Source organism: Bradyrhizobium sp. PMVTL-01, from assembly GCF_051861855.1.
GTDB lineage: Bacteria > Pseudomonadota > Alphaproteobacteria > Rhizobiales > Xanthobacteraceae > Bradyrhizobium.
The window spans coordinates 4,284,798-4,300,574 of record NZ_CP193982.1; the positions used below are offsets into that span (position 1 = coordinate 4,284,798).

At 65.1% G+C, this 15,777-nt stretch carries 16 protein-coding genes; 13 read left to right on the top strand and 3 right to left on the bottom strand.

The features are described from left to right. The first annotated feature begins 361 nt into the window (after window positions 1-361). From ACRQ5Q_RS20640 to ACRQ5Q_RS20650, 3 genes are all read left to right on the top strand, one after another. Complete coding sequence (locus ACRQ5Q_RS20640; protein WP_439392175.1) at window positions 362-757, top strand: hypothetical protein; 396 nt, start codon at window positions 362-364, stop codon at window positions 755-757. Further along, entirely contained in the window at window positions 754-942 is a 189-nt protein-coding gene (locus ACRQ5Q_RS20645) for a hypothetical protein (protein WP_439368296.1), read from the top strand. Before ACRQ5Q_RS20640 ends, ACRQ5Q_RS20645 begins: the two co-directional genes overlap by 4 nt. 67 nt (window positions 943-1,009) lie before the next feature. After that, window positions 1,010-1,309 carry a hypothetical protein gene (locus ACRQ5Q_RS20650; RefSeq protein ID WP_439368294.1) on the top strand — a complete coding sequence of 100 codons (300 nt, stop codon included), beginning with the start codon at window positions 1,010-1,012 and terminating at the stop codon, window positions 1,307-1,309. An 83-nt stretch (window positions 1,310-1,392) separates the two neighbouring features. Here the strand turns inward: ACRQ5Q_RS20650 and ACRQ5Q_RS20655 are convergent, their stop codons facing one another. Continuing rightward, window positions 1,393-3,579: a lytic transglycosylase domain-containing protein gene (locus tag ACRQ5Q_RS20655; RefSeq protein WP_439392176.1), complete on the bottom strand. Its 2,187-nt coding sequence runs from the start codon at window positions 3,577-3,579 to the stop codon at window positions 1,393-1,395. 322 nt (window positions 3,580-3,901) lie between these two features. Here ACRQ5Q_RS20655 and ACRQ5Q_RS20660 point away from each other — a divergent pair, with 322 nt between their 5' ends. From ACRQ5Q_RS20660 to ACRQ5Q_RS20695, 8 genes are all read left to right on the top strand, one after another. After that, window positions 3,902-5,638 (top strand): adenylate/guanylate cyclase domain-containing protein, encoded by a 1,737-nt coding sequence (locus ACRQ5Q_RS20660; protein WP_439392177.1) that lies wholly within the window; start codon window positions 3,902-3,904, stop codon window positions 5,636-5,638. A gap of 118 nt (window positions 5,639-5,756) precedes the next feature. Then, on the top strand, window positions 5,757-5,933 hold the full coding sequence (locus tag ACRQ5Q_RS20665) for a hypothetical protein (protein WP_439368291.1): 177 nt from the start codon (window positions 5,757-5,759) through the stop codon (window positions 5,931-5,933). A gap of 151 nt (window positions 5,934-6,084) precedes the next feature. After that, complete coding sequence (locus ACRQ5Q_RS20670) at window positions 6,085-6,297, top strand: hypothetical protein (protein ID WP_439368290.1); 213 nt, start codon at window positions 6,085-6,087, stop codon at window positions 6,295-6,297. Between the two features lie 123 nt (window positions 6,298-6,420). Next, window positions 6,421-6,678 carry a hypothetical protein gene (locus ACRQ5Q_RS20675; RefSeq protein ID WP_439368289.1) on the top strand — a complete coding sequence of 86 codons (258 nt, stop codon included), beginning with the start codon at window positions 6,421-6,423 and terminating at the stop codon, window positions 6,676-6,678. Between the two features lie 91 nt (window positions 6,679-6,769). Then, window positions 6,770-6,991: a hypothetical protein gene (locus ACRQ5Q_RS20680; RefSeq protein ID WP_439368288.1), complete on the top strand. Its 222-nt coding sequence runs from the start codon at window positions 6,770-6,772 to the stop codon at window positions 6,989-6,991. Window positions 6,992-7,071: 80 nt separating this feature from the next. Further along, window positions 7,072-7,650, top strand: a complete 579-nt coding sequence (locus tag ACRQ5Q_RS20685) for a hypothetical protein (protein ID WP_439399842.1) — start codon at window positions 7,072-7,074, stop codon at window positions 7,648-7,650. A gap of 615 nt (window positions 7,651-8,265) precedes the next feature. Further along, window positions 8,266-9,990: a dihydroxy-acid dehydratase gene (ilvD, locus tag ACRQ5Q_RS20690; RefSeq protein WP_439392178.1), complete on the top strand. Its 1,725-nt coding sequence runs from the start codon at window positions 8,266-8,268 to the stop codon at window positions 9,988-9,990. After that, window positions 9,977-10,798, top strand: coding sequence for a tetratricopeptide repeat protein (locus tag ACRQ5Q_RS20695; RefSeq protein ID WP_439368285.1), 822 nt, complete (start codon window positions 9,977-9,979; stop codon window positions 10,796-10,798). Before ilvD ends, ACRQ5Q_RS20695 begins: the two co-directional genes overlap by 14 nt. 58 nt (window positions 10,799-10,856) lie before the next feature. On the opposite strand, the gene xth is transcribed toward ACRQ5Q_RS20695, so the two are convergent. Beyond that, window positions 10,857-11,654: an exodeoxyribonuclease III gene (xth, locus tag ACRQ5Q_RS20700; RefSeq protein WP_439368283.1), complete on the bottom strand. Its 798-nt coding sequence runs from the start codon at window positions 11,652-11,654 to the stop codon at window positions 10,857-10,859. A 133-nt stretch (window positions 11,655-11,787) separates the two neighbouring features. On the opposite strand from xth, the gene ACRQ5Q_RS20705 reads away from it, so the two are divergent. Beyond that, window positions 11,788-14,121: an ATP-binding protein gene (locus tag ACRQ5Q_RS20705; protein WP_439392179.1), complete on the top strand. Its 2,334-nt coding sequence runs from the start codon at window positions 11,788-11,790 to the stop codon at window positions 14,119-14,121. Between the two features lie 4 nt (window positions 14,122-14,125). Here ACRQ5Q_RS20705 and erpA read toward each other — a convergent pair whose 3' ends face one another. After that, entirely contained in the window at window positions 14,126-14,455 is a 330-nt protein-coding gene (gene erpA, locus ACRQ5Q_RS20710) for an iron-sulfur cluster insertion protein ErpA (protein ID WP_025036472.1), read from the bottom strand. 120 nt (window positions 14,456-14,575) lie between these two features. On the opposite strand from erpA, the gene ACRQ5Q_RS20715 reads away from it, so the two are divergent. Further along, window positions 14,576-15,772: a deoxyguanosinetriphosphate triphosphohydrolase gene (locus tag ACRQ5Q_RS20715; protein WP_439368281.1), complete on the top strand. Its 1,197-nt coding sequence runs from the start codon at window positions 14,576-14,578 to the stop codon at window positions 15,770-15,772. Window positions 15,773-15,777 lie beyond the last annotated feature (5 nt).

Genomic DNA, 15,777 nt, shown 5'->3' on the forward strand with positions numbered 1-15,777 from the left:
CTTGCCGATCAATCAGGCGGTCACGATTGAGAAGCCGCATTTTCTGTGACGACCTGGCAACCCCTGCTTTTGCGCGCGAGGAAGCCAAGACTGCAAAGAGGTCAAGAGGAGAGGATGATGTGCGATAGCCCCGACTACTTCCAGCGCCGTTCCGAGTCCAAAGGCTGTGCCGTCTGTGCCGGCAAGTTTGGCCTGATTCGATACTACTCCTGGCGGACCCCGCTCTGCTCGCGGAAATGCCTCGACCGGTTCAGGGCCCGTCGCGAACGCGACCGCAGCTGGTTGTTCCGGTGCCAGGTGGCATGAAGATCGGCTGCCCCACCTAGCCCGTCAGGTCATTTCTTCGTCTGGAGGCTGTGAGTTGAACCTTAGCTGCAAGCTCCTGTTGGCGATCGCGCTGCCGCTTCCGCTGCTGACGGGCGTGAAGGCGGAGGAAGCCGCACCGGATGGTTCGCATCGTCACCACCCGCCTCAGGACCAGCTGCTGCACGAGAAGTTCTATTCGGGTTGGCGCATGCCGGACAACCCGGTTCTGAGCTGCTGCAACAATGCGGATTGCTACCCGACCGAGGTACGCTACGTCGACGGCAGGATCTACGCGCGGCGCCGGGAAGACGGGAAATACATCCTGATCCCGTCGCAGAAGGTCGAGCGCAACAGAGACAATCCCGACGGCCGCAACCATATCTGCGCGCCACCGCCGTCCGCCTCTCTGGTCGACACGGTCTACTGCTTCGCGCTGGGAGGTGCCACGTGAGATTCATATTGGTGAACGGCAGAACCCCATTCCGCGAGACGCGGTGTCTGTGGTGCTGCGAGGAGATCGAGGGCGGCTATCTGCGCGACGCCAGGACGCTGCTGCCCTACTGCGGCTACGAATGCTACGCGACTCATCTGGAAGCAGGGCGGTCGATCGAGGGGCGGACGCGCGCAGCATCCTGAGCAGACAGGCCGGCGAGACGCAGCGGCGGACATGCCTTGGGCAGGAGAGGACACGACATTGAGGTTCATGCTCGTCAATCAGGAACATCCCAGCCACGGCGCCGCCTGCAGCGCATGCGCCCGGCCGCTGGGCTCGAGTTACGTCCGGCATGTGTCCAAGCAAGAGCGGTATTGCGACTACGATTGCTACCGCCGGCAGACGGCCATGGACATGCTGAGGCCCCGCAGCCCGTTCGAGGCGATCGCGGTGCTGTCGGCCATGGCAAGCTGGAGCTGGATGATTCAGATGGGCGCGCTGTCGCGCGCGCTGGCAGAGGTCTATCTGCGCGAGTACGACCGTCTAATCACGGAAGGAGGTGACCGCTAACTGCCGTTGCCGGCCGCGCAGAGCCGTCGGCCGCAGTCACCGCGTCCAGCCCGCGCCGCGTTCCAGCCCCGGCGGTCGCGAGGCTAGGGCGACGGGGCTGCGGCCGATACGGTTGGCTCCGCGCTCACTTCCTGCGTCGTGACGCGCTGCTCGGATTTCGATGCGACCATGCCGCTGCCCTCGAACCGTGCGCGGTAGACCAGCACGTTCTCCATCACGCGCTGGACGTAATTGCGCGTCTCCGACAGCGGGATGCGCTCGACCCAGTCGACCGGATCGACATTGGGATCCCTGGGGTCGCCGCGCGCCTGCACCCATTCGCGTACCCGGCCACGTCCGGCATTGTAGCCGGCGAACGTCATGATCTGGTTGCCGCGGTACTCCGACAGCAGCGCGCTGAGCTCGGCCGCGCCCATCTGCGTGTTGTAGACGGGATCGGAGACCAACCTGTCCCAGTCATAGGTCAGGCCGAAGCGTTTTGCGGTGTCGCGGCCGGCTTCCGGCGTCACCTGCATCAGGCCAACGGCATTGGCGGGCGACTTGTCGCGCTGGTCGAACGAGCTCTCGGTGCGTGCCACCGAATAGATCACGCTGGTCTCGATCGGCGGGGCGAGCTGCTTGTGCTCGGGGATGCCGATGGTCGGGAAGGCGTAATGGTCGAGCGCGAGCCCCCGCGCCAGGGCCGACTTGCCGACCTCCAGCATCACGCGCGCGTCGTTGCGCCGGCCGGCCAATTCGCCGAGCGCTTCGAGCGCCGCGACGTCGGTGCTCTCCTTGGCGAAATCCTCGGCGTAGTAGAACACCATGTCACGCTCGCCGATCCCGTACAGCATGTCGGCGGCGCGGACGCGCTCGTCGGCAGGAGGCGTGTCGGCAGAGGCCAGCACAGGCGAGGGCGCACGCAGCTCGATGCGGTCGAGCCCTAGCTTGGCGCGGGCGAGCTGGCCGTAATAGGCGGTCGAATAGCGCGCCGCGGCCTTGTAGCTCATGCGGGCGTCGGCGGTCGCGCCCAACGCTTCCGCCGCGCGGCCGCGCCAGTAATGCCCGCGCGACAGCGCGATCGGGTTGGCCGAGCCCGCGTCGATCGCGGCGAAATGCACCATCGCCGTTTTGGGATCGTCGAGGTAGCGCAGCGCGATCCAGCCGCACATGAAGTGATAATCGACCCGGTAGACCTCCATCGCCGGCACGGCCGCGGTGCGGACCACGTCGTAGGCTGTCTTGAATTTGCCCTGATCGAGCAGCTTGCGCGCCAGCAGGCGGCGCTCGCGCCACCAGGCGTCGGTGTCCTGCGCCGCCATTGTCTCGGGCGCCGCCGCGAGGATCACCTCGGCCGCATCGTCGATGCGGTCTTTCTGGAGATTCCATTGCGCGCGGCACAGCACATAGCCGAGATCGCGGCGCGCCTCGCTCGCGACATCGTCGAGATAATCCTTGGCCTTGTTCGCCTTGCCCGTGACCGCAGCACAGGCCTTGACGATTGCGAGCGCATCCTCGCCGAGCCGTTTTGCCGCGCGCCGCGCAGCGGCATAGTCCTTGGCGCCAAGCCGCTTGTCCATGCGCGCGCGGTGATCCTCGGCGGTGAGCAGATCGCGGAACGCCTCGTAGGAATCTTCCTCGCTACGCTCGGACAATTCGTCCGTGCGCCAGACCTCGCGCACCAGACGCGCGGCCCGGTCGGTCTCGCCTTCGATGAGCAGCACGCGCGCGAGTGCAAACTTGCCCTTGGCGCTGGTCGGGCGGTCCATGGTGAATTTGTGAATGGTGGCGGCGTCGGCCTTCTCCTGCCACAGCCGCGCCTCGGCGCGGCGGCGGAGCAGGGCGCTGCTCGGCCAGTCCGGATTGGCGGCGAGGAAGCCGGCATAGCGCTTGAAATTCGCGGTGCTCTCGGAATGGCGCAGCAAGAACCAATCGGCGAGCTTCTGCCCGGCGGGGTCGGCGATGCGATCGCGCGCCGCGCTCGCGTCGTCGGTCTTGCCCCTGCGCGTAAGATCGATCGCATCCTTCACCGCGGCGAGATCGCCGGTGAGCGGCGGGGCGGCCGGCTTGTCCGCGGGCTCATCGTCCGGCTTCTTCGCCTTGCGTTTGGCCTCGGCATGCTTGCCGTGACGGGATTTCGCCGCGGCATGGCGCTGCTTGCCGGCTTTCGCCTCATGCGTCTTTTTCGACGCTGAAGATTTATGACTGCTCTTCGCCGCCAGCTCGGAAGGGAAAAAGGCCAAAGCGGCCACGGCAACGACACACGCGAGCGAGCGTAGGCACTGGTTCATTGGATGGTCCCCCTGCGAAACCACTACAAACCAAGGTCCGCGACGACATGCGGCTTGAGAATCAAAGTCGACACCAAAACGATGTCACGGCATCGTTTCGCATTTCTCACGCTGTCGCAACAATGCGGCAAAAAACGGATGAAACAAGGGAACTTCCGCAAAGGAGAAAAGGGCAGGCACTTTAACCTTTGTTAACGATTGGGACTCGCGCGGTGGTTGTGCGCTGTCTGGAGCGTCAAGGCGGCCAGATTGCGCGTGTTCCCGCCGCCCAATTCGGTGTATTGAGTTCCCTGAACCGTCTTTCAGACTTTGCCCCGCACCTATGCCGATTTTCAACCAGTCGATCCGGCGCAAGATCGTCGGCATCGCCCTCGGACTCATCGTCCTGATGCTGGTCACCTCGATCCTGTCGATGGTGATGTCGAGCCAGGTCGGTGTCCTCCTTGACGAGCTGACCAATCGCTACATCCCGGCCTATGGCGACCTGGCGCGCGCCAACATCCGCTCGCTGGAGCGGGCGGTGGCGCTGCGGCGCATGGTGATGATGAGAATGCAGTCGCCGACCGACGAGGAGGCCTATGCGGCGCGGCTGCGCGAGTTCGAGGAGGCCGACCGCAAGATCGAGGAAGAGGCCGAGCGCGCACGCAAGCTGATCAATGCGATCATCGACGACACCAGGACGCCGTCCGACAACGCGGCGCTGGCGCGGATCGAGACGCGCATCGAGACCGCCGTCAGCGAGCTGCGTCGCGATCAGAACGAGGACCACGCAAGGCTGCTCAAACAGATCGACGCCAAGCAGATGGTTGACGCCCGCAACACGCTCGAGCACATCGACCTGTTGCGCGATCAGTTCAACCAGAAGATCGACGCAATCCGCGCCGACATGCTGAAGCAGGTTTTTGCCTCCACCGCAACCGTGATCGGCCACCAGCATCAGGCGATCATCATCTCGGGTCTCGTGACCGTGCTCGCGGCGGTAGTCGGATTTGCCTTCGCGCTCCTCGTCTCAAGCGGCATTACGCGGCCGGTGCGACTGCTGCTCGCCGGCACCCGCGAGGTCGAGGCCGGTCGGTTCGACAAGACCATCACCGTCTCCACCCAGGACGAGATCGGCGAGCTCGCCGCCGCCTTCAACCGCATGATCGAGCAGCTCAGGCACAACGAGCGCATTCGCGAGACCTTCGGCCGCTACATCGATCCCAAGGTGGTGCAAGGCCTGATCGACCGGCCGGAGGTCGCCATCGACGGCCAGCGCCGGGTCATGACCATCATGTTCTGCGACATGAGCGGCTTCACCTCGATGAGCGAGGGCATGACCCCGCGCGGCCTGGTCAAGGTCATGAACCACTACTTCACGGTCATGTCCGCTCCCGTGAGGGACAATCGCGGCGTCATCGACAAATATATCGGCGACGCCATCATGGCCTATTGGGGCCCGCCCTTCATCGAGGGGGACGAGCCGGCGCTGCTCGCCGGCCTTGCCGCCATCGAGATGGCCGACCAAGTGCCCGCGCTGCAGAAGCAGCTGCCGGATCTGCTCGGCATCCGCGCCATGCCCGCGCCGTGCGACCTGCGGATCGGTATCGCCACCGGCGAGGTCCTGACCGGCAGCATCGGCTCCGAGCTGATGATGAGCTTTACCGTGATGGGAGATGCCGTGAACCTCGCCTCTCGCCTCGAGGCCGTCAACAAGGTCTATGGCACCCGCATCCTGATCGCTCAGGCGACGGCGGATGCGATCGGCGCGCAGCTCGAGCTGCGCGAGATCGATCGTCTGGCCGTCGCCGGCCAGAACGTTCCGCAGGCCATCTTCGAGGTGATGGGCAGGGCAGGCGCGCTGACGGAGGTGCAAGCGAGCCTGCGAAAGCATTATGCCGACGGCCTCGTCGCTTATCGCGCCTGCCGCTTCGCCGAAGCCCGCGGCGCCTTCAACGCGGCGCTCGAAGCCGTCCCTGGCGACGGCCCCTCGCGCACGCTGATCGATCGCGCCGCGCAATTCGAGGCCAATCCGCCGGATGCGGGCTGGGACGGCGCTTGGCGGCTGGAGCAGAAATGAGCCGCCGCGGCGTCACCGCGGCCGACGAAAATTGATGCTAGTCCATAACGATGTTCGCCGTGACCTATTTCCCGGGCTTAGGTTGATTGTCCCTTAGGCGTTTGATGGGGACACGCCGATGACAGAACTTGAGGACAGGCTGGAGCGGTTCGAGACGCTCACCGCCGAATGCGAGCTGATCGCCAAGCTCGCCACCGACAGCACCAAGCGCGAACTCTATCTGAAACTATCAGAACAGTACCGCCAACTCGCGGTGGACATGCGGCTGGCGATCGCGACCAAAGCTGCGGCCTGACGCCAGCTGCAATCCGTTTTTAATCTTTGGCGCGCATCCTCCGGGAATGCGAGCGTGGGACTATCACGGTTGCTCGCAGCGGGAATGCCGGGCCCGTTGCGGTGCAACGTGCCTCGCTGACGTCACTTCGCTGCTCCTACAGGGCAATCCGATGCGCCTTCTTGCAGTCCTTGTTCTCGCCCTCGCAACGGCAGCCTGCAACCAGGAGCAGGATATCACCGGGTCGACCTCGACCTGCCCGATGCGGAACTACAGCTCCTATAATCCCCGCGACATGAACCAGTGCGTGGCCGCCTGCAAGGCCTGCGACCACGGCACCACGGTCACCTGTTCCACCTCCTGCACCCTCAAGGGCGCGCACTGAGCCGTTCGAAGCCGGACTGGCGACCATTTACTCCACACGGCATCAGGCTGACGGTGCCCGAGCACCGGAACGATTCACATGGGTTAGTCATTGAGGTGCAGGCAGGACGCGGAGTCCGATGGAATGGGTATGCTCGATCCCGGGCGGTTTCTGGTGTCGTGCTCGCAATGCGAGGCCTGGCCGATGGCCGCCAATGTGAAACGTTCGAGCTGGTCGGCGTCCCCGCATGAGGTCCGGTTCGTGTGCCCGCGCTGCCGCCGCGAGGAGACGGCGATCGTCTCCGCCTCGGGCGAATTGACGCCGATCCGGCGCGTCGACGTTCCGCCGCGCGACGTTGCCGTGGCCTGGGCTCAGGCGCAGCGTCCGAGAGGGCGGACCTAGTCGGCCGGCACATCGTTCGCTTGCGTTTTGGAACCCGGCCGGTCATCGAAGCGTTTCCGCCTCCGACATCAACGCGATCGAGGCTGTGCGAATGATCAGCGAGCATTTCGACACCCGCACCCGCATCAACATGAAACTGGCACTGGACCGGGTCTGCCGCAATCGCCCCGACGGGGAGGACCACGGCTTCCGCAGATCGGTCGCCGAACACATCATTCGTTGCGCGCTGGCAGGCCGGACCGGCATCGGCCAGCTCGTCGATGCCGGCGAGCGGGCGATGATCAGGACGCCTGCGGAGAAGGAGCCGGCGTAGATCCAGTCGGTCCGCTTCTCGCGTTCATGTCATGTCGAGCCGTCGGCACATGTGCTAGGATTGCCAACCGGAGATCCATGATGCCTGCCGAGATGCTTTCGCCCGACGTTGATCGTTTCCGCCGTCACCCGGTCGCACCGCGCCTTGCGCCGACGTTCTGCCTCGCACTGCTGACCGCGGCATGTGCGCTGGCAAGCTTCGCGCTCGCCTGCGCAACGCCGTTCGCGGCCTTCGCCGTCGTCGCAGCCGCAATGCTTTCGCTGCGACCGGCACTGCTCGTCGTCACCGGGGCCTGGCTGGTGAACCAGAGCATCGGCTTCGGGCTGCTGCACTATCCGGTCGATGGCAGCACTCTCGCCTGGGGATTTGTGATCGGCGCCGCTGCGCTGGTCGCGACGGCGACCTCTTCCGCCGTGCTCAGCGCTCTGCCCCAGCGGCGCACGCCGGTGATGCTGGCGAGCGCGCTCGCTGTCGCCTACACGACCTATGAGCTCGTGCTGTTCGCCGCGACGCCAGCTCTCGGTGGCGAGGCGGGTTTCACTGCGGCTATCGTGCCGCGGCTCGGCCTTATCAGCGCAGTCTGGCTCGCCGGCCTCGTCGCTGTCTGCGAGCTCGTCCGCCTGGTCGCTCCGTTCGGCCGCAAGGCGGTGTCGGCCTGAGCGGCCACTCCGGAATCGCAAAGCTCCCGGGCGTCGATTCGCTCATCCTTCGATAAGTCCTGCATTTGCCCGACGGCAAAACACCCTGCGAGCTGGTCACCCGCCGCCGGAAAGATATTCCGTTTTACCGAATTCGATTTATCGTATGTGTCGACCATCCCGTTTCGCTCGGCCCATTCGCGCGGGTCCCGGTTTGCGCTGCAACGCTATACGCGTTGCAGATTGTCCGGGACACGAGTGATGCACCTCACTCGCGAGGAGGGGCCAGCGACTCACTTCGTGGGTGTGCGGGCCCATCGTTCCCAAGCGGATGCACTTTGCTTGCTATGAGCCATTCGCCGTCGACCCGTACCTTATCGACGGTATCAAAGTAGCGATCTCCGTGTCTTCCTGGTAACGATCGTGCTGTTCATGCAACACTCATTCCGGATTAAGCCCTCTTGGCCAGCCGTTTGCATCACCGCCGCTTTTTGGCCACACCCGAAGATGCATAAAATCGCTCTAAGTTTAAGCGGGAGCGGCGATCCGCGAAGGCGACGGGAAATCCCAAGGTCGATTCAAATCTTGGCTCTGATTTTTCGGGTCTGAAAGGGTTGGCCGGGGAAACTGGTTGCGATGGACGCGAAGACTAACATCAAGCAGAGGCTGCCGAGCCGTCACGTGACGGAAGGCCCTGCGCGCGCGCCGCACCGGTCCTACTTCTACGCCATGGGTCTGACCACCGAGCAGATCCACCAGCCCTTCGTTGGCGTCGCCTCGTGCTGGAACGAAGCCGCTCCCTGCAACATCGCCTTGATGCGCCAGGCGCAGGCGGTGAAGAAGGGTGTTGCGTCCGCCGGCGGCACACCGCGCGAGTTCTGCACCATCACCGTCACCGACGGCATCGCCATGGGCCATGACGGCATGCGCTCCTCGCTGCCGTCGCGCGAATGCATCGCCGATTCCGTCGAACTGACAGTGCGCGGTCACGCCTACGACGCGCTGGTGGGCCTTGCCGGCTGCGACAAGTCGCTGCCGGGCATGATGATGGCGATGGTCCGCCTCAACGTGCCTTCGATCTTCATCTACGGCGGCTCGATCCTGCCCGGCAATTTTCGCGGGCAGCAGGTGACCGTCCAGGACATGTTCGAGGCGGTCGGCAAGCATTCCGTCGGCGCCATGTCGGACGAGGATCTCGACGAGATCGAGCGCGTGGCGTGCCCCTCGGCCGGCGCCTGTGGCGCGCAGTTCACCGCCAACACGATGGCAACGGTTTCGGAAGCGATCGGCCTTGCGCTGCCGTACTCGGCCGGCGCCCCGGCGCCGTATGAGATCCGCGACGCCTTCTGCATGACGGCGGGCGAGAAGGTGATGGACCTGATTGCCGAGAACATCCGGCCGCGCGACATCGTCACCCGCAAGGCATTGGAAAACGCGGCGGCAGTCGTTGCTGCCTCTGGCGGCTCGACCAATGCTGCGCTGCACCTGCCGGCGATTGCCCATGAAGCGGGCATCAAGTTTGACTTATTCGACGTCGCCGAAATCTTCAAAAAGACACCTTATGTCGCGGATTTGAAGCCGGGCGGCCGTTATGTCGCCAAAGACATGTTTGAAGTAGGTGGCATACCGCTTCTGATGAAGACGCTGCTCGACAACGGATTTCTCCACGGCGACTGCATTACGGTCACCGGTCGAACGATCGCCGAAAACCTCAAAAGCGTGAAATGGAATCCGCACCAGGACGTGGTGCACCCGGCAGACAAACCCATCACCGTCACGGGCGGTGTGGTCGGTCTGAAGGGCAATTTGGCGCCAGAAGGTGCGATCGTGAAAGTCGCGGGAATGTCCAACCTCAAGTTTACCGGTCCGGCCAGGTGCTTTGACCGGGAGGAGGACGCGTTCGAGGCCGTTCAGAACCGCACCTACAAGGAAGGCGAAGTCATCGTCATCCGCTACGAGGGCCCCAAGGGCGGCCCCGGCATGCGGGAAATGCTCCAGACCACGGCGGCGCTGACGGGGCAGGGCATGGGCGGCAAGATCGCGCTCATCACCGATGGCCGCTTCTCCGGCGCCACCCGCGGCTTCTGCATCGGTCATGTCGGGCCTGAGGCCGCCATCGGCGGCCCGATCGGGCTACTCGAGGACGGCGACATCATCGAGATCGACGCGGACGCCGGTACTCTTAACGTAAAATTGAGCGACCAGGAGCTCGCCCAGCGCAAGACCAAATGGAGCGCTCGCGCGACTAACCACACGTCGGGTGCGCTCTGGAAATATGCTCAGCAGGTTGGACCAGCGGTCGGGGGGGCTGTGACCCACCCGGGCGGCGCGCACGAGAAACAGTGCTATGCGGACATCTAGGCGTGCCATTGTTGCGTTTGTGTTGGGAGCCGGTGCGCTGGCCGCGCCTGCGCTCGCCTTTGACGGCGCGCCGGTCAACCAGAAGGACGCGACCATTCCCGTCGTGACCACCCTGCCGGGCGCCGCGGGTGCGGTGCGAGGCAAGGTGCCGCCGGCGACCCAGGAAACCTCGCTCAGCGCCCTGCAATATGCCGCCGAGGGCGGCCATCCCATCGCGCAGTGGAAGCTCGGCCGCATGTACGCCAATGGCGACGGCGTCGCCCAGGACGATATGCGGGCCTTCGAATATTTCAGCCGGATCGCCAACGCGCATGCCGAGGATAGCCCGTCGGCGCCGCAGGCACAGGTCGTCGCCAACGCCTTCGTCGCGCTCGGCCGCTACTATCTCAGCGGCATCCCGAACTCGAAAATCAAGGCCGATCCGGACCGGGCGCGGGAGATGTTCTCCTATGCCGCCTCCTATTTCGGCAACGCGGACGCCCAGTACGATCTCGCCCGGCTGTACCTGAAGACGCCGGACGCCTCGCGCGAGGACTTCCGATACGGCGCCCGCTGGCTCGGCCTTGCCGCCCAGAAGGGCCAGCATGAGGCACAGGCGCTGCTCGGCCAGATGCTGTTCAACGGCGACCGCCTGCCGCGGCAGGCCGCGCGCGGCCTGATGTGGCTGACCCTGGCGCGCGACAGCGCCGGTGCCGAGGAGACCTGGATCAAGGAAAGCTACAACCGGGCGTTCGCCAAGGCCTCCGACGATGACCGCGCCATGTGCCTGCAAATGCTGGAACAATGGGTGCAGGGCCGCCGCGAGTAAGTATGGTCTCGTAGAGTGGCAAAGGCGCCTTGGCGTCGTGCCCACCACCTGATGGCGCTTACGCCGCTTCCAGATCCAGATCCGCCCACACCGGTACGTGGTCCGACGGCTTCTCCCAGCCGCGCACATAGCTGTCGATCCCGACATTGGCGAGCTTGTCGCTAGCCTGTGGCGACATCAACAGGTGGTCGATGCGCAGGCCCTGGTTCTTCTGCCAGGCGCCGGCCTGGTAGTCCCAGAACGTGTAAAGCCCAGGCTCGTCGGTGACTGCCCGCAAGGCATCGGTGAGGCCGAGGCCGAGCAGGGACTGAAAACTCTCGCGCGTCTCGGTCTTGAACAGGGCATCCTCGGTCCAGGCGGCCGGATTGTGCACGTCGCGGGCATGCGGGATGACGTTGAAGTCGCCTGCGAGGATCAGCGGTTCCTCGGTCTTGAGGCGCTCCTTGGAATACTCAAGAAGCCGGGACATCCATTTCAGCTTGTAGGGATATTTGTCGCTCCCGACCGGATTGCCATTGGGTAGATAGAGGCAGGCGATGCGCAGCACGCCGGACTTGAGCGTCACCACGCCCTCGAGGAAGCGGGCATGGGCGTCCTCGTCGTCGCCGGCAAGCCCGGACTTGGTCTCGTCGAACCGCAGCTTCGAGAGCAGGGCGACGCCGTTGAACGTCTTCTGCCCATGGGTGACGACGTTGTAGCCGAGCGCCTCGATCTCCAGCCGCGGGAAGGCCTCGTCGACACATTTGATCTCCTGCAGGCAGACGATGTCCGGCTGGCACTCCCTCAGCCAGGTCAGCAGCAGATCGATCCGCTGCCGGACCGAGTTCACGTTCCAGGTGGCAACTCTGATGGGCATTGGGGAAGGGCTCCGGGCAGGGGCCATGGTTAGAACAAAATGCAAACGTGCCCGTCAAGGACGCCGCAAAATCTCCCACAAAATTAACCCGGCTTAAGCGGGCCGCAGGCCTTATGGGGAAAAGGTTCCGCTTATGGAATGGCCGGTCGAGACTTCACATCACACTGAGCCGCACGAGGGCCTGGTCGGCGCGTTCCTGTATTGGCTCGGCGGCTTCGAGATCGAGGACGGCCTGACCGCTGATCTCAGCGAACGGCAACTGCGCCGCATCCGTGCCAAGCAGATCGGTGCAGTGACGCAGGCTATCCCGGTGACGATGGGCGTCACGATGCTCAACGTCGCCATCGTGCTAATCTTGTGCTGGGGCCAGGGCTGGAACGACTTTCTCGCGATCTGGGCGATGACGCTGGCCGTCAGTGCCTCGCTTGCGGTGCGGGTCTGGCGGCGGTCGCACCAGAACCCGCCGCAGGAGGCATCGCCTCGCGGTGCGCAGCAGATGATGCGGCAGGCGTTCTTCCTTGCCGCGATCTGGGGCACGCTGCCGCTCGCCCTGTTCAGCCGCATCGAGCCGACCAGCCAGCTCATCCTCGCCTGCCTGATGGTCGGCATGATGTCCGGCGGCGCCTTCACGCTGTCAACCTTCCCCCGCGCAGGCCTCGTCTATCTCGCCACCATCACGGTCGCCTGCACCGGCGCGCTGCTGCTGTGCGGCACCGGGCCCTATCTGGTCACCGCGGTGTTCCTGCTGCTGTTCGCCTTCTTCATGGCGCGCAACATCGTCTCGCAGGGCAATCTGTTCCTCGGTAACCTCAAGGCCCAGCTTGAGCTCGAGCGGCAGACCGAGATCATCTCGCTGCTGCTGAAGGATTTCCAGGAGAACGCCAGCGACTGGCTGTGGCAGACCGATGCCGAGGGGCATCTGGTCGACGTGCCTCAGCGCTTCGCCGACGTGGCACAGCTGCCGCTTCCGCTGCTGAAGGGCTCGCAGTTCGCCGACGTGCTCGACATGCTCTGCCCCGAGGACAAGACCGCGGCCTACAACATCGTCGGCCTGATGGAGCACAACGAGCCGCTGCACGAGATGAACCTCGAGGTCGTCGCCGGCGGTGAGGCGCGGCTGTGGTCGCTGACCGCAAAGCCCGCCTATGACCGCGACGGCCAGTTCCTCGGTTATCGCGGCTTCGGCCGCGACGTCACCGAGCGCTGGCGCGCCGAAAAGGCCGAGGCGGAGAGCCGCGCCAAATCCGACTTCCTCGCAGTGATGAGCCACGAGATCCGCACGCCCATGAACGGCGTGCTCGGGCTCGCCAGCATGATGCTGGAAACGAAACTCGATCCGGAGCAGCGCGAGGCCGTCACCACGATCCGCGAGTCCGGCGACAATCTCCAGCGCATCCTCAACGACATCCTCGACCTCTCCAAGCTCGAGGCCGGCCGCTTCCAGTTCGAGGCGATCGACTTCGCGCCGCAGGCGCTGGTCGAGACGGTTGCGACCGTGGTACGCGCGAGCGCGAAGAGCAAGGGGATCTCCGTCAGGGTCGAGCTCGATCCGAACCTGCCGCCGATGCTGCGCGGCGACGTCGCGCGCATCAGGCAGGTGCTGCTCAATCTCGCCTCCAACGCGGTGAAGTTCACCGACGACGGCGAGGTGACGCTATCGGCCAACTGCCAGGCGCGCCGCGACCTGCTGGCGACCGTCGAGTGGACGGTGACCGACAGCGGCATCGGCATCGCGCCCGAGAAGCTCGGGCAGCTGTTCAGCGACTTTGCGCAGGCCGACGCCTCGATCAGCCGCCGCTTCGGCGGCACGGGCCTTGGCCTTGCGATCAGCAGGCGCATCATCGAGCAGATGGGCGGCACGATCGGCGTCACCTCGACGCCGGGCGAGGGCTCGACCTTCCGCTTCACGCTTGTACTGCCCTGGAGCCAGGCGCAGGCCCCCGGTGCGACCGCCGAGCGCGACGAGGCAGAGGAGCTGAAGGCCCGCATCGCCGACCTCGATCGGCCGCTCAAGGTGCTGGTCGCGGAGGACGATGCCGTCAACCGCATGGTCGTGAGCAAGATGCTGGGGGCCTTCGAGGTCGAGCTGCGCGTCGTCACCGACGGCGTCGAGGCCGTCGCGGCGGCCTCGGAAGGCGACTACGATGTCGTGCTGATGGATGTGCGCATGCCCGACATGGACGGTCTCGCAGCGACCCGCGCGATCCGCGCGCAAGGCGGCCGCTTCGATGGCCTGCCGATGATCGCGCTCACCGCCAACGCCTTCCCCGAAGACGTCAGGATCTGCCGCGAAGCGGGCATGTCGGACTTCCTGGCCAAGCCGCTGCGCAAGCCGGCGCTGGTCGCGGCTTTGCTACGCGCGCTAAACGGCTACCACATGGCGTCGGAAGACGCGCCGCTGCAGGCGGAACTGATGCCGGGCGACGTCGAGTGGATGGACGAGGAAAGGCAGATGACCGGCGTCTAGCCGGTCAGATCGAGAAGCTGGTGCCGCAGCCGCAGGATGCCGTGGCGTTGGGATTGTTGACGCGGAAAGAGGCGCCGATCAGATCGTCCACGAAATCGACCTGCGATCCCGCCAGGAACGGCTGCGAGGCGGAATCGACCAGCACCACCGCATTGTCCTGCTCGATCACGAGATCGTCGTCGGTGCGGGCGCGGTCGATGTCGAACTTGTACTGGAAGCCGGAGCAGCCGCCGCCCTCGACCGAGATACGCAGCATCGCGCCTGACCCTTCGCCCTTGAGGATCTCCCCAATCCGGCGGGCGGCCCGGTCACTGATGGTCACGGCAGTCGTCATTGCTGGTCTCCGATAGTCCGCGTCATACCCAATTCATTTGGTATCCCGCGCCTGACATAGTTAAGTGCCACCATAAGCAGAATCAAATGCATATGGACTAAATTCGCCGTGTCCGTCGGAATGGCAGCCCCCCGCTCGCCCTATGCCTGCGACCCCGATCGCAGCCGTGGCCGGCTGGTCGCCGAGCCCCCGAGCCGGACCCGCAGCCCGTTCCGGCGGGATTGCGACCGGGTGATCCATTCCACCGCGTTTCGCCGCCTCAAGTACAAGACCCAGGTGTTCGTGTTCCACGAGGGCGACCACTACCGCACCCGGCTGACCCATTCGCTGGAGGTGGCGCAGATCGCCCGCGCGCTGGCCCGGCAGCTCGGGCTGGACGAGGACCTCACGGAAACCCTGGCGCTCGCCCATGACCTCGGCCATCCGCCCTTCGGCCACGCCGGCGAGCGGGCGCTGGACGCCTGCCTGAAGGAGTTCGGCGGCTTCGATCACAATGCCCAGACGCTCCGCGTCGTCGGTTCGCTGGAGCACCGCTATCCCGAGTTCGACGGGCTCAACCTGACCTGGGAGTCGCTGGAGGGCATCGTCAAGCACAACGGGCCGCTGACCGATCGCAGCGGCGCGCCGGTGGGGCGCTATCGCGAGCATGGCGTTCCCGTCGGGATCGCCGACTACATCAAGGTCTACGATCTCGAATTGTGGAGCTTCGCCTCGCTTGAAGCCCAGGTCGCCGCGATCGCCGACGACATCGCCTATGATGCCCACGACATCGACGACGGCCTGCGCGCGGGCCTGTTCGCTCTCGACGATCTCAAGGTCATGCCGCTCACTGCGGAGATCATCGACGGGATCGCCGCCCATTATCCCGATCTCGAAGACGTCAGGCGCGGCGCCGAGCTGGTGCGCGAGCTGATCTCGCACCTGATCGGCGCGGTATTCGCCGAGGCGCAGAGAAACCTCGCCGCCACGAGGCCGCAATCGGCCCAGGACGTGCGCCAGCAGAGCCGGGCGCTGATCGCGTTCCCCGCCGAGGTCGCCGAGGAGGAGGCCGCCATCAAGGGCTTCCTGTATCAGCACATGTACCGCCACAAGCGGGTGATGCGGGTGATGGGGGAGGCCGAGCAGATCCTGTTCGACCTGTTCGCGAAATACCTGAAATCCCCGGCCGAGCTGCCGCCGGAATGGCTGGTCGGGGCGGAGGCGGACGACGAGGGCGACCGGGCCCGCCGGGTCGGCAATTTCATTGCCGGAATGACCGACCGTTTCGCCCTGACCGAGCACCAGCGGCTTTTTGACTCGACCCCGGATTTGCGTTAGGCGGC

Excerpts from the sequence above, each read along its gene's own strand:
- ACRQ5Q_RS20650 (WP_439368294.1), top strand. The coding sequence starts at position 1,010 with ATGCTCGTCAATCAGGAACATCCCAGCCACGGCGCCGCCTGCAGCGCA.
- ACRQ5Q_RS20705 (WP_439392179.1), top strand. The coding sequence starts at position 11,788 with ATGGAATGGCCGGTCGAGACTTCACATCACACTGAGCCGCACGAGGGC.
- ilvD (WP_439392178.1), top strand. The coding sequence starts at position 8,266 with ATGGACGCGAAGACTAACATCAAGCAGAGGCTGCCGAGCCGTCACGTG.
- ACRQ5Q_RS20695 (WP_439368285.1), top strand. The coding sequence starts at position 9,977 with ATGCGGACATCTAGGCGTGCCATTGTTGCGTTTGTGTTGGGAGCCGGT.
- ACRQ5Q_RS20655 (WP_439392176.1), bottom strand. The coding sequence starts at position 3,579 with ATGAACCAGTGCCTACGCTCGCTCGCGTGTGTCGTTGCCGTGGCCGCT.
- ACRQ5Q_RS20665 (WP_439368291.1), top strand. The coding sequence starts at position 5,757 with ATGACAGAACTTGAGGACAGGCTGGAGCGGTTCGAGACGCTCACCGCC.
- ACRQ5Q_RS20715 (WP_439368281.1), top strand. The coding sequence starts at position 14,576 with ATGGCAGCCCCCCGCTCGCCCTATGCCTGCGACCCCGATCGCAGCCGT.
- xth (WP_439368283.1), bottom strand. The coding sequence starts at position 11,654 with ATGCCCATCAGAGTTGCCACCTGGAACGTGAACTCGGTCCGGCAGCGG.
- ACRQ5Q_RS20660 (WP_439392177.1), top strand. The coding sequence starts at position 3,902 with ATGCCGATTTTCAACCAGTCGATCCGGCGCAAGATCGTCGGCATCGCC.
- ACRQ5Q_RS20675 (WP_439368289.1), top strand. The coding sequence starts at position 6,421 with ATGGGTATGCTCGATCCCGGGCGGTTTCTGGTGTCGTGCTCGCAATGC.
- ACRQ5Q_RS20680 (WP_439368288.1), top strand. The coding sequence starts at position 6,770 with ATGATCAGCGAGCATTTCGACACCCGCACCCGCATCAACATGAAACTG.
- ACRQ5Q_RS20670 (WP_439368290.1), top strand. The coding sequence starts at position 6,085 with ATGCGCCTTCTTGCAGTCCTTGTTCTCGCCCTCGCAACGGCAGCCTGC.
- erpA (WP_025036472.1), bottom strand. The coding sequence starts at position 14,455 with ATGACGACTGCCGTGACCATCAGTGACCGGGCCGCCCGCCGGATTGGG.
- ACRQ5Q_RS20685 (WP_439399842.1), top strand. The coding sequence starts at position 7,072 with ATGCCTGCCGAGATGCTTTCGCCCGACGTTGATCGTTTCCGCCGTCAC.